The organism is Streptomyces sp. NRRL WC-3618 (assembly GCF_001280005.1).
Classification (GTDB): Bacteria; Actinomycetota; Actinomycetes; order Streptomycetales; family Streptomycetaceae; genus Streptomyces.
Genome location: NZ_LGDW01000062.1, coordinates 84,043 through 96,054, shown reverse-complemented (window position 1 = coordinate 96,054; position 12,012 = coordinate 84,043). Strand labels below are relative to the sequence as shown.

Genomic DNA, 12,012 nt, shown 5'->3' with positions numbered 1-12,012 from the left:
GCGTTTGAGGACGAGGCCCGTTCAGGGCCGAAGCGGGGGTCTGGGGGCGGCAGCCCCGGGATGGGACGGGTAGGGGCGGCGGGGGCGAAAACACCCCCGGAATAAAACGGAGCCCCCCTCCTGTTCCCCCCGGCGAGGAAGCGCACCGTAACGGAAACGCACCAGGAGGCACCCACCGTGACCGCAGACGAGACGGCAGACGCGACGCCAGACGAGATCCGGGGCAGGACACAGGGCACCGCCCCCGTCCCCCTCTCCGTCCTCGACCTGGTCACCGTAGGCTCCGGCCACACCGCCACCGACGCCCTGCAAACCAGCGTCGCCCTCTCCCGCCTCACCGAATCCCGCGGCTTCCACCGCTACTGGGTCGCCGAACACCACTCCATGCCCGGCGTAGCCTCCTCCTCGCCCGCCGTGATCCTCGCCCACCTCGCCGCCCACACCCACCGCATCCGCCTGGGCTCCGGCGGAGTCATGCTCCCCAACCACGCCCCCTTGGTCATCGCGGAGCAGTTCGGCACCCTCGAAGCCATGGCACCGGGCCGCATCGACCTGGGCCTCGGCCGAGCCCCGGGCACGGACGGCGCCACCGCCGCGGCCCTCCGCCGAACGGATCGCCTCAACGAGGGCGCCGACGACTTCCCCCAGCAACTCGCCGAGCTGACCCGCTTCCTGGACGACGACTTCCCGGCCGGCCACCCGTACCACCGCATCCACGCCATCCCCGGCCCGATCCAGTCGACGTCGCCGGGTGGAGTCCAGTCCACCCACCGCCCGCCCATCTGGCTGCTCGGCTCCTCCGGCTTCAGCGCGCGCCTGGCAGGTGTCCTCGGCCTGCCCTTCGCCTTCGCGCACCACTTCTCGGCGCAGAACACCGTCCCGGCCCTGGACCTCTACCGTGAGTCCTTCCAGCCCTCGGCAGTCCTCGACGCCCCCTACGCCCTGATCGGCGTCTCAGCTCTCGCCACCGACGACGAGAAAGAGGCCCGCCGCCAGGTAATGGCCCTGGGCCTCAGCATGGCCCGCCTGCGCTCGGGCCGCCCGGGGCTGTTCCCGGCGCCGGAGGAGGTGGAGGCGTACGAATTCAGTCCGATGGAACGGGAGTTCGTCAGTTCCTGGATGACGAACATCGTCCACGGCACGGCGGACGAGGTCCGCGCCGGCCTGGACGACCTCCAAAAGCGCACGGGAGCCGACGAGTTGATGCTCGTCTCCCACGCCCACCGGGGAGACCTGCGCCTGCGCTCGTACGAACTCATAGCGGACGCCTACGAATTGCCCACGACCCCGAACCCGAACTAACGCACCCGCCAAGGCAAACGCCCCTCACCCCTGCCGACAAGCCCGCTTCCCCATCAGCACCGAGATCCGATCCGCCCCCACTGGCCGCGAATAAAGCCACCCCTGCCCCGTGTCGCACCCGATACGGCGCAGCCGGCCGGCCTGGGCGGCCGTTTCCACGCACTCGGCGGTCACCGTCAGCCCCAGCCGGTGCGCGAGTTGGATCATCGCCTCGACAACGATCTCGTCGGCCGGGTTGGGCGCGACGCCCTCGCCCTCGTACTGGAACCCCCGGACGAAGGAACCGTCCAGTTTCAGTACTGACACCGGCAGCCGGCTGAGGTAGGCGAGGTTCGAGTACCCCGTGCCGAAGTCGTCGATCGCGATGCCCACACCCATGTCGCTCAGTGCCTGGAGTGCCTGGAGGGGCCGGCCGGCGGACCCCATGACTGCCGACTCCGTCAGCTCCAGTTGCAGCAGACGGGCCGGCAGGCCGGTCTCCGCGAGGATCTCCGCGACGTCCGCCACCAGATCCGAGTCCCAGACCTGACGTACGGCCACGTTCACGCTCACGAAGATCGGCGGCTCGTCGGGGCGTTCGAGCTGCCAGCGGCGCGCCTGACGGCAGGCCGTGGCGAGGACCCAGCGCCCCAGTTGCACGATCGAACCGTCCTCCTCGGCCAGTCCGATGAACCGGTTCGGCGTCAGAATGCCGAACTGGGGGTGATGCCAGCGCACCAGCGCCTCGACGCCGTGCACCCGGCCGTCCTCCATGCCCACCAACGGCTGGTAGTCCAGGGCGAATTCGCCCCGTTCGATGGCCGGCCGAAGGGTGGAGGAAAGGGCCTGGCGGGTCATCCGGTGGGCGTTGCGCTCGGGGTCGAAGAGCGTCCAGCGGGACTTGCCGTCGGCCTTCGCCCAGTACAGCGTCGTGTCCGCGGCCTGCATCAGGCCCGTGGGGGTCGTGCCCGCCGCATGCCGTTCCACGACGCCGATGGACGCGGAGACCGACACCCGCTGGCCGGCGAGGTCGAAGGGCAGCTGGAGGGCTTTCAGCACCGACTCGGCCAGGTCGGCGAGTTGGTCGGTGCCCGTCGAGTCCTCGATGAGCAGCGCGAACTCGTCGCCGCCCAGTCTCGCCACCAGCGGGGCGACAGCGTCCGGGTTCCGCCGCGCCAGGCCCGTCTCCTCCGCGCACCGCGTCAGACGTTCCGCCACGGCGGCGAGCAGCCGGTCGCCGACGCGGTGGCCGAGGGTGTCGTTGACGGCCTTGAAGCCGTCGAGGTCCAGGTAGCACAGGCCGATCCGGCCCGTCCCGCTCTGCTCGTACGAATCCGCCTCCAGCGCCGCCGACAGCCGCTCGAAGAACAGCGCCCGGTTGGGCAGCCGGGTCACCGGATCGTGCATCTGCAAGTGCCGCAGCCGCGCCTGGAGTTCACGGCGCGCACTGATGTCGGCCACGGAGAGCAGGATGCCCTGGCCGGCGCCCTGGCCTCCGTAGCCGCGCACGCCATGCGCCCCCTCCACCACCTCTCCCGCAGCCCCCGAGACCCCCGCAGCCTCCGAATCCACTGCCGTCGCCGATTCCGTCGGCAGCGGGGTGACCGTCACCTGGGCCCAGAGGGAGTGCCCGTCCGGGTGTTTGAGACGGCGTGTGCAGCGCAGCCGTGCCTGTCGGCCGCGCAGCACCTCGCGATACGCGTGCCACGCGCGCGTGTCGGACGTCAGGTCCACCAGATCGGCGGCCACCTTGCCGACCGCCACCGCCGGGTCGACGCCCAGCAGCGAGCCCAGGGACTCGTTCGCGGCGACGACCAGGCCCTCGCGGTCCACCACGGCCATGGCCAGCGGCGCCGCGGCGAACGCGGCCCGCATCAGAGCCGTACCGGCAGCCACAGCGGAAGACGGCGAAGACGGCGAAGACGAAGCTGACGACGTAGGAGAAGAAGGCGACGACGAAGAAGAAGACGCACCGGAATTACTCTCTGTGACGGCCGGCCGGACGAGATCAACCGCAGGCGCCGGCCCTTGGGACATTCCGCTCACCGCTCGCTCCCGCAGTGCACTCGGTCTTCATATGGATCCCGTCGGGCGGCCGGCCGGGCGGCAAACTGCCGCCCTGGCTTAGTCCGTGCAGGAAAGTGTCAGGGAAGTGCCAGGAAAGTGTGCCGATCATAGAGGCTGGCCCGAAGCCCTTCCAGCCACTGTCCAGTGTCCATGAACGACCGGCACTTCTGACAGATCGTTTCTGCCCGCGCCTGGACGGGTTCCTTCGCCCACGATCGGTTGTGACGTTCCGTGAGTGTTTCGGGGTGTCGTTCCACGAAGGGTGAGTTCCCGCGTGCTGGGTCGCTCACCCCTCCGCCCCGGATCGTCGCTGGTCACGGGATCGATCGCCGTCCCATCACCCTTCTGGTGCAGACAAACAGGGCATACGAACGCAAGATCACACAGGCTGGGCTGCGGTATCCAAGAAACCGCACCCGGAGGTCTGCGTGCCGCGTCAGCTCCCCCTCAAGGGGCTCACCCGTGATGCCCTGGCGGGATTCAAGGGGCTCGCGTGCGCCGGAGCGCACCCCCGCTTGCGCAGCGCGGCTGCCGTTCTCACCACGATGACCGCCCTCGCCGCCACCTCTCTCATCGCCGGCCCCTCGGTCGCCGAACCCTTCTCGGTGCGACCCTGCGCCCTTCAACGCACCGACGCCCACCACTCGGAGGGCCTGGACACCTGGAACGCCGCCTACCCGCGACCGTCCCGAGCCCTCGACGCCGTGATGGTGTTCCTCTCCTTCCCGGACGCGCGCCCCCGGAGCACCCCCGCCGCACTCGCCGCCGACCACTTCCCCGCGACCAGCGACTTCTTCGCCCGCGCCTCGTACGGCAGGTTCACGCTGCGCCCGCACCCGCTCCGGAAGTGGATCCGAATGCCGAGGCCGTCCACCTCCTACGCCATACAGCGGGACTGGAGTGCCGCCCAGCGCGCCGCCTACCTGCGCGACGCGCTTGCCGCCGCCGACCACGACGTCGACTTCTCGCGCTACGACATCGTCTACTTCGTGGCCGACCCGGACGCTCCCGGTGTCGACTCCGACGCGACGAAGGTCGTCAACCTGGACGTCCCGCTGCGCGCCGACGGCACGGACATCCGCCGGGTCGTCACCGTCTTCGAGAAACACCCTCCGGACCGGCTCGTCCTCGCCCATGAGACGGGCCACGTCTTCGATCTGCCCGACCTCTACCACCGGCCCGTGGACGGAAAGGGCGACTGGGACACGTACGTCGGCGACTGGGACCTGATGGGCAGCCAGTTCGGTCTGGCACCGGACCTGTTCGCCTGGCACAAATGGAAACTCGGGTGGCTGGATCCGCGCCAGGTGGTGTGCGTCCACGGGGGAGGTTCGACCCGGCTGACCCTGGAATCGCTGGGCGCGCAGCCGGCTGCGACCGCATTCGCGCGTGCTGACGTAGGTGCTGACGCGGGTGCGGATGCGCGTGGCGACGGGGGCGGGAGTACGGCAGCCGGGCCGCCGGTCTTCGGGCAGGGGGACGGGGTGAAGCTGGCCGTGGTGCGCACCGGGGTCGACCGGGTGCTCGCTTTCGAGGCGAGGGGCTCGACGGGCAACGACATCGCGACCTGCAAGCAGGGCATCCTCGTCTACCGGGTGCGGGGCGGGGCCGAGTCGGGCGGTGGGCCGGTCGAGGTGGTCGACGCCCATCCGCGTACCGAGGCCTGCTGGGAGGACTCCGTCTACCCGCCCCTCGCGGACGCGCCCGTCTCCCTCGGCGAGAGCTTCACGGTGCCCGGCGACAACGTCCGCGTCGAGGTGGAGGGCCGTACCCCTTCGGGGGCCTGGACGGTGCAGATCACGGGCGCCCATTAGGGGCCTGGGGAGGGGGTCTGCTCACGGGGGCCGGGAACGACGTTGGCGAGGCTGTTGGTGAACAGCCTCGCCAATCGACAACGTGCGCCGCCAGGGACTCGAACCCCGGACCCGCTGATTAAGAGTCAGCTGCTCTAACCAACTGAGCTAGCGGCGCTTGCTGACGTCGTAGACCTTAGCACCCTGGTCGGCGGGAGGAAAAATCGATATCCGCACCCCGCCGGAGACCGTGGCGCGGGCCGCTCGTACGGCCGCCCAGAGCAGGATTTCCGGGCCCGGAAGCCAGGGACGGCTGGTGTCGGGGGCGACGACCCAGCGCGATTCGCGGCGCATGTCACCCTCCGCCTCCCCGTGCTCGGCGTCGTCGGTCACCAGTGCGGGGACCGTCACCGCGTCCCCGCGGCCGTGGCACAGGAGCGGTGGAATCGCGTACCGGCGTCCGGCGCCGCCGCCGTCGTCGTCCCGGCTGCTCTCGCCGGCCGAGCCCCACTCCTCCCACCGCAGGAGCGACGGCAGCCGCTGGGCCGTACCCAGCGCCGCGAACAGGAGTATCCGGCCCCGGCAGGCCGCCACCGGGCCCGATCCGGGCCCGCCGTCCCAGAGGCGGTCGAGCATCCTCCGGCCGAAGACCGCGGGCACGTTCACGACATCGAACGCGGTGCCGCAGGGCAGGACGAGCGGGGCGGTGGGCCGCTCGGCCCAGAGTGAGAGCATGCTGCGCGGATACGTTCCCGCGGAGGCGAGCCAGGCGGCGCCCTCCGAGGTGACTCCCGAGATGTCCGAGTGTGGGCTGCTCATGGCATCTAGATCTACCCGTAGTGAGCGCCCGGTCTCCGAGGGTTGCCGGAAATGGGGACAGGAGGGGGCGAGCTGGAGTACCTTGCCCCCCTGAATATGCCGCACGGACTTTCGGGACCGCGGCACGGCACCGATCTGGGTCAGCCGGATCGGTCAGACAGGATCGACGTGGCCGTGGTCGCTGCCGCCGGCTTCGCCCCCGCTGGCGTTCTCCCCGCCGCCGCGCAGCAGCTCACGGCCGTACTCGACCATCTTCCGCGCGTAGTCCTCGGTCCACTCGGCGCTCTCCGCGATGGCGGCCGTGGTCAGCCTGTCGAAGCGGCGCGGGTCGGCCAGCTGGGCCGCCGCCATCGCCTGGTACTCCACCGCGCGGTCGGTCGCCGCGCGGAAGGCGTGGGTCAGCTCCGTGGCGCGGGTCAGCAGCGCGCGGGGGTCCTCGATCGACTCCAGGTCGAAGAAGTGCTCGGGGTCGTCGGCCACCTGCGTGGGCTCGAAGAGCAGGGGCGCGGGGCGTAGCCGCGGTTCGTTGCGACGCGGCGTGGGCTCCGCCATGTCTTCTCCTCCTCGTACGGTCCGCACCGTTCGTACGTACCCTTCATGCGCCACGGCATGTACGGCACACGGTCTGCCGGCCCCGCCGTCCGGCCGGGCCACCGTCCATTGTCCCCTGCCCGCGCAAGTGCGCCCCGGGTTTGCCCGACAAGGCGCCTGAGCTGCGCCTACGGCCGCCAGGCGACGCGGTGCTCCGCGAGATGCGACAGCACCGCGTGATTGGCCTCCCAGCCGTCCGGGAACTTCACCGTCACCCCCAACTGCACCGGCTCCGTCGACGGATGGTCGTCCAGGAGCTCCGTCACGCCCGCCCGGCACACCACCACGCACGCGTGCCGGTGTCTGGAGGCCAGTACGCACAGGCGGCCCGTCTCCAGATGGAAGGCGGTGGCGTCGGGTCGGCCCGACAGGGGGTGCAGGACCACCGTCACGTCGAACTCCCGCCCCTGGAGCCGGTTCGCCGTGTCCACGGTGACGTCCGTGATCCCCAGCTCGGCGAGCGCCGCCCGGACCGCCGCCGCCTGGTCCCGGTGCGCGGTGCCGACCGCGATCCGGTCGGCCGTGAGGGGCGTCGGATCCGGCCCGCGCTCCGAGGTGGCCGCACCACCCCGGTCCAGCATGCGGCGTACGACCATGGCGACCGCGCGTACCGCCTCGGGGTCCGTGCGCGGGGTGTGCCGGGCGGGGAGTTCCAGCAGGCCCCAGCCCGATTCGGCGGCCTCGTCGAGCACCCGGTCCGGGCCCGAGCCGTCCGACGGGACCGCGAACGCGAGCCGCCGGTCGCCGTGGCCGGTGCCGCTGCGGAAGGGCGTGTACGGGTAGAAGGCGGCCGAGACGAGGGGCGCCGCCGAGGCGGGGAGCCGCCAGGACACCGGAAGGCGGTGCTGGGGCAGCTCGGGGTTGTGGGCCAGCAGGGTCGTGACCGCCGAGGCCGACGGGTCGTACGACAGGCCCGCCCACTGCTCCGCGCCGACGATCGAGAAGGGGTCCAACTGGCCCGGATCGCCCACGAACAGCGCCCGCTCGAACAGTCCGGCGACGGCGAGCAGCGCGTCCGACCGCATCTGGTACGCCTCGTCCACGATCGCGTGCCGCCACGGCTCGTCGACCTTGACGTGGGCCCACTTCGCGGCCGTGGAGATCACCACGTCCAGGCCCGCGAGCTCGGCGGCCTTCGCGGACTTCCGTACGTTCGGCAGGTCGTCCAGCGCCTTGTCGTACGGGTCGCTGTCGCTGCTGTGCAGACGGCCCACCGGCAGGTCGGGGTTCTTCTCGGCGAGCCGGACGACGAGGTCGTCGACCTGGGCGTTCGTCTGCGCGATCACCATCAACGGGCGCCCGGCATCGGCCAGTTCGAGCGCGGCCCGGACCACGAGAGTGGACTTCCCGGCCCCGGGCGGCGAGTCGACGACGACTCCGCGATGCGTGCCGTGCAGCGTGTCGTGGAGGATCGCGTCGGTGGCCCGGCCGGCGGCGGCGCCGGGGTCGAAGACGGCCCGCGGGGTGTGAGCGGCGTTCACAGGGTGCCTTCCTCGGGGGTGGGGCGGAGGAGATGGCCGAGGCGGGGCCGGCTGCCGCCGAGGGCGGAAGTGCCCCTCCGCGCGCGGGCGGTCGGCATGCACTTCCGTGAACCGGCGTTCATAGCACGTCCTCCTCGGTCACCGGATCGGCCTCCGGCACCGTCTTCGTCGCCTCCTCGCCCGGCGGCCCGCCGTGGGTCCACGGGGTCTGGTCCGCCTCGGGGAGCTTCGCGCCGCCCCGCTGTTCGTGCTCGAAGAGCGTGAAGACGACCAGGTCCCCCTTCTCGGGCACCGATCCGGCCTCGGGCTCCTTGCCCCGGCCCATCTTGTCGAGCACCCGCAGCACGATCACCGAACCCTCGGCGCCCGGACCGTCCTCATGGCCCACGGCCTCATGACCCACGTCCTCATGGCGCACGAACTCCGCCGACTGCGGCTTGCCGCCCAGCGAGCGGTACACCTTCACCCGCTCCCCGAGCTGCGGACGGTCGTCCGTGCGCACGGTGACCAGCGGGCGCGGACTCGGGCGCTTGCCCTCGCTGTACGTCATGACGACGTCCGTGACCTCACCTGCGAACGCCTCCCCGGACAGCCGCCTGCCCGCCATCACCAGCGGGTCGTCCAGGGCCTCCTGCGCCTCCAGACGGGCCTGTTCGCGCTCGCGCGTGGCCAGTTTGTTCGCCGCCGTCACCGCGTCGTCGCGGCGCGGCTGCGGAGGCTCGCCAGCGATGACGCGGTCGCGGTGGCCGGTGAACGACCAGCGGTCGCGTGTCCACCGGTCGGTCGCGTGGGCGCCCTCCGGCAGCGTCCGCAGCAGGTCGAGGCCGCGCCACACCGCGTCCCAGGTGGGCCGCGTACGGCTCTCGACGAGCGCGCGGATCTCCCGCTCGGCGGTGGTGAGTTCAGCGAGCCGGTCGTCGGCCGACTCGCCGTCCTCGGCGGCGGCGAGCGCGGTCCGCGCGGTGTTGTAGTTCTCGATCGCGGGGGCGAGCAGCTTGTTGTCGAACGCGGGGTCGGTCGCCGGACCGGCCGGCGGCCACAGCAGCTGTCCCTTCGCGTCCCGCGCCAACTCGGCCCGCAGCGCGGCCTCGGCGCCCGACACACCGTCCGGCGGGTCGATCCAGGCGAGCAGCGCACCCAGGTGCTGGTCCTCCAGCGTGGACTGCCCGGTGGCCCAGTGCCGCGACAGCACGTCCGTCATCGCCAGGAGGAGAGCCGAGCCGGGGACCCGGGCGCGCTCCCCGTAGTGCGTGAACCAGCGGCCGAGCAAGGGCACCCGGGGCGGCGCGGGATGCGGCGTCTCCGGGTCCTGTTCCGCCGTACGCCGAAAGCGCATCGAGCGCCCCAGCAGCCGTACGAAGTCGATGCCGGAGCGGCTCGGGACGATCAACTGAGGTGCGTCCGCGCACAGTTCGACCTCGACCTTGACGCGCTTGCCGGTCTCCGGGTCGACCTCGGTGCGCTCCGCGGCCTCCACGGCGTCGGCGTGGGAGTCGATGAACGGCAGGACGACGTCGGCCAGTTCGGCGAGGAACGCGAACCTGAGGTCGCGGTCGCGCGGCTGCGGGACGACGAGCAGGCGCGGCGCGTCCCGGTCGTCGCCGACCAGGGCGCCCAGCGGGGCGCCGGCCTCACCGGCGGTGGTGAGCGGTACGAGGACGAGGGGCCGCTCGGACAGATGGCGGTGCCTGACCGTGGCGGCGGGCTGGGCGCGGCCGGTGCTGACGGCCTCGAGACGGGCGAGGGTGGCGATCAGCGACATACGGCGCCCTCCGGTCGCGGCTGCGGCTGTCGCTCGGGGGAGGTGAGCCCGGCGCCGCGCAGCGCCTCCGCGCGCAGGGTGGCCGCTCTGCGCAGCGCGGCGACGGTCGGGTCCTCGGGGTCACCGGATCGGCCGTGGGCCGCCGACAGGACGTCGTCGACCGTGGTCAGGGCGCCCAGTTCGGCCCGTACGGAACGGCCCAGGGAGGTCACCGCGCCCCGCGCGCGGGCACGGTCGCGGCAGTGGAAGGCGAGCTCGCACGCGGAGAGGCACTCCGGCGCGTACTCCGCGGGGACCGACTCGACGGCGGCGGTCAGTTCGGCGGACGGCAGGTCCGGGGCGAAGCAGATGCCCTCGGGGAGGGCGTCGGCGATGTCCTCGATCCGGGTCAGCCGGGACAGCTGGCGGCCGGTCACCGCGCGCTGTTTGCGGACGTCGACCGCGGACGCCGTCGCGAGGTTGGAGAAGTCCTTCGGGCAGACCAGCAGTACGCGGTGGCGCACCGTCGGCGCCGGATCGCCGCCCTGGGTGAGCCGGGCGGCGACCTCCTCCAGCGCCAGCACGTACACCGCGGCCTGGCGGGCCGCCGCGCCCACCTTCGCCGGGTCCGCCGAGCCGTCCAGCATCGGGAAGGACTTGATCTCGACGACCGACCAGCTGCCGTCCGGGTGCACGACCACCGCGTCCGGCTCCAGGAAGGCCGGGGAGCCCGCCACGTCGAGGGCGAGCATGGGGTGGTCGAGGAGCGTCCAGCCACCCGTGCCGGAGGCGGCCCTCGCCGTGGTGGCGTCGCGCAGGGCCAGCGCCGTCCGCGCGGTGCGGCCCTCCGGCCCGGTCGCCGTGAGGTCGGGGACCTCGGCGTCCGTCGGCGCCACGGCACCCGGGTCCAGCTTCTCGTGCACCAGCCGGAGCAGCTCGGCGCCGCCGTCGGCCTTGACCCGGGCCTCGAAGGTGTTGCCGCGCGCCAGGGCGAACTGGGACTGCCCGAAGGCGGACGGTGAGCCCAGGGCGCTCGCCAGCGTCGCCTTGTTCACCCCCGCGCCGTCCAGGATCGCGCGCCTTCTGCAGCCGGGGTTGGCGGCGAGGGCCGCGAGGGCACGCGCGTCCAGTGCCTTCGGCGGTACCGAGGGGCCGCGCAGCTCAGCGAGCCGCAGCCGCAGCGCCGTCCCCCGCGTCCGCGGGAGCGGCACCCGGCTCGGCCCCTGGTCCGAAGTCGGACTCGCGCTGCCTTGGAATTCGCTCACGCGGGGCAGTCTGGCATTCACCACTGACAATTGAGGCTTCCGCGCCGCGAGAAGGCGTTTCGACAGACGCGACAGACGCGACAGACGCGACGGGTGCGACGGGTGCGACGCGGGCCGTGATCCACACCCGCGCCCGGTTCGCGTTCCGGATGACGAGCGGTGCCAGCAGCAGCCCGAGGCCCATCACGGCGGCGCCCGCGGCCGCGTCGAGGAAGTAGTGGTTGGCGGTGCCCATGACCACGATCGTGGTGATCAGCGGGTAGGCGACGGCCAGGACCTTGGTGGTGCGCGTACCGCCGAACCGCCACAGCATCACCCCGCACCACAGGGACCAGCCGACGTGCAGGCTCGGCATCGCCGCGTACTGGTTCGTCATACCGCCGAGCCCTCGGGGGGCGCTGGCCTGGCCGCCCCACCAGCCGTACGAGCTGTACTGGGCCATCGTGTCGACGAAGCCGTGGCCCGCTGCCAGCAGGCGGGGCGGGCAGGTGGGCAGCAGGGTGAAGCCGATGAGGCCGATGAAGGTCGAGGTCATCAGCCAGGTGCGGGCCGCCCGGTAACGGACGGCATGGGACCGGAAGAGCCAGATCAGGATGGCGGGGGTGACGAGATAGTGCAGCGACGCGTACCAGAAGTCGGCGGGTATGCCGATCCAGGGCTCACGGGTGAACAGACGGTTGAGCGGGTGCTCGGCGTTCAGCCACAGGGACTTCTCGAACCTGAGGATCGCCAGGCCGTGATCGACGGCGGTCGACTCGTTGCCCCGCACCAGCAGGCGGCCGGCGGAATAGCACGCGTAGACCAGCAGGATCAGGGGCAGTTCGGTCCACCAGCGGAGCCGGGTGGGTGCGGTCGTCTCGGGCCGTGCAGTATCGGGCCGCGGCATCCGATCGTCTCTCCCACTCTCTGTCCCCGTCCAGCTGCGCCTCCGGCGTCGGTGGCCTGCGGTTCGTCCGATTTTACGGTGTACGTGA

Annotated in this window: 10 protein-coding genes and 1 tRNA gene; 2 read left to right on the top strand and 9 right to left on the bottom strand. The window is 72.0% G+C overall.

Going from position 1 to position 12,012, the window contains the following annotated elements; genetic code table 11:
- The first annotated feature begins 177 nt into the window (after positions 1-177).
- Entirely contained in the window at positions 178-1,302 is a 1,125-nt protein-coding gene (locus ADL01_RS09145; RefSeq protein WP_053741406.1) for an LLM class flavin-dependent oxidoreductase, read from the top strand.
- 24 nt (positions 1,303-1,326) lie between these two features.
- Here the strand turns inward: ADL01_RS09145 and ADL01_RS09140 are convergent, their stop codons facing one another.
- Positions 1,327-3,327, bottom strand: a complete 2,001-nt coding sequence (locus ADL01_RS09140; RefSeq protein ID WP_063783487.1) for an EAL domain-containing protein — start codon at positions 3,325-3,327, stop codon at positions 1,327-1,329.
- A 449-nt stretch (positions 3,328-3,776) separates the two neighbouring features.
- Between ADL01_RS09140 and ADL01_RS09135 the strand changes: the two genes are divergently transcribed.
- Positions 3,777-5,162: a M6 family metalloprotease domain-containing protein gene (locus ADL01_RS09135; RefSeq protein WP_053741404.1), complete on the top strand. Its 1,386-nt coding sequence runs from the start codon at positions 3,777-3,779 to the stop codon at positions 5,160-5,162.
- 83 nt (positions 5,163-5,245) lie between these two features.
- Here the strand turns inward: ADL01_RS09135 and ADL01_RS09130 are convergent.
- The 8 genes from ADL01_RS09130 to ADL01_RS09105 form a co-directional block, all read right to left on the bottom strand.
- Positions 5,246-5,319, bottom strand: a tRNA-Lys gene (locus tag ADL01_RS09130).
- On the bottom strand, positions 5,310-5,960 hold the full coding sequence (locus ADL01_RS40980; RefSeq protein WP_063783486.1) for a hypothetical protein: 651 nt from the start codon (positions 5,958-5,960) through the stop codon (positions 5,310-5,312). Before ADL01_RS40980 ends, ADL01_RS09130 begins: the two co-directional genes overlap by 10 nt.
- Before the next feature lie 153 nt (positions 5,961-6,113).
- Positions 6,114-6,512, bottom strand: coding sequence for a hypothetical protein (locus tag ADL01_RS09125; protein ID WP_053741403.1), 399 nt, complete (start codon positions 6,510-6,512; stop codon positions 6,114-6,116).
- Between the two features lie 167 nt (positions 6,513-6,679).
- A complete protein-coding gene (locus ADL01_RS09120) occupies positions 6,680-8,032 on the bottom strand; it encodes an AAA domain-containing protein (RefSeq protein WP_053741402.1) in 1,353 nt (450 codons plus the stop codon).
- On the bottom strand, positions 8,029-8,154 hold the full coding sequence (locus tag ADL01_RS47210; RefSeq protein ID WP_267889908.1) for a hypothetical protein: 126 nt from the start codon (positions 8,152-8,154) through the stop codon (positions 8,029-8,031). The genes ADL01_RS09120 and ADL01_RS47210 overlap by 4 nt, the downstream gene beginning before the upstream one ends.
- Positions 8,151-9,794: a hypothetical protein gene (locus ADL01_RS09115; protein ID WP_053741401.1), complete on the bottom strand. Its 1,644-nt coding sequence runs from the start codon at positions 9,792-9,794 to the stop codon at positions 8,151-8,153. Before ADL01_RS09115 ends, ADL01_RS47210 begins: the two co-directional genes overlap by 4 nt.
- Entirely contained in the window at positions 9,785-10,984 is a 1,200-nt protein-coding gene (locus tag ADL01_RS09110) for a hypothetical protein (RefSeq protein ID WP_053741400.1), read from the bottom strand. The genes ADL01_RS09115 and ADL01_RS09110 overlap by 10 nt, the downstream gene beginning before the upstream one ends.
- On the bottom strand, positions 10,935-11,924 hold the full coding sequence (locus ADL01_RS09105) for a phosphatase PAP2 family protein (RefSeq protein ID WP_053741399.1): 990 nt from the start codon (positions 11,922-11,924) through the stop codon (positions 10,935-10,937). Before ADL01_RS09105 ends, ADL01_RS09110 begins: the two co-directional genes overlap by 50 nt.
- Positions 11,925-12,012: the final 88 nt, after the last annotated feature.

What these genes read in the sequence shown, in the direction of transcription:
- ADL01_RS40980 (WP_063783486.1), bottom strand. Translation starts at nt 5,960, where the DNA reads ATGAGCAGCCCACACTCGGACATCTCGGGAGTCACCTCGGAGGGCGCC.
- ADL01_RS09125 (WP_053741403.1), bottom strand. Translation starts at nt 6,512, where the DNA reads ATGGCGGAGCCCACGCCGCGTCGCAACGAACCGCGGCTACGCCCCGCG.
- ADL01_RS47210 (WP_267889908.1), bottom strand. Translation starts at nt 8,154, where the DNA reads ATGAACGCCGGTTCACGGAAGTGCATGCCGACCGCCCGCGCGCGGAGG.
- ADL01_RS09115 (WP_053741401.1), bottom strand. Translation starts at nt 9,794, where the DNA reads ATGTCGCTGATCGCCACCCTCGCCCGTCTCGAGGCCGTCAGCACCGGC.
- ADL01_RS09105 (WP_053741399.1), bottom strand. Translation starts at nt 11,924, where the DNA reads ATGCCGCGGCCCGATACTGCACGGCCCGAGACGACCGCACCCACCCGG.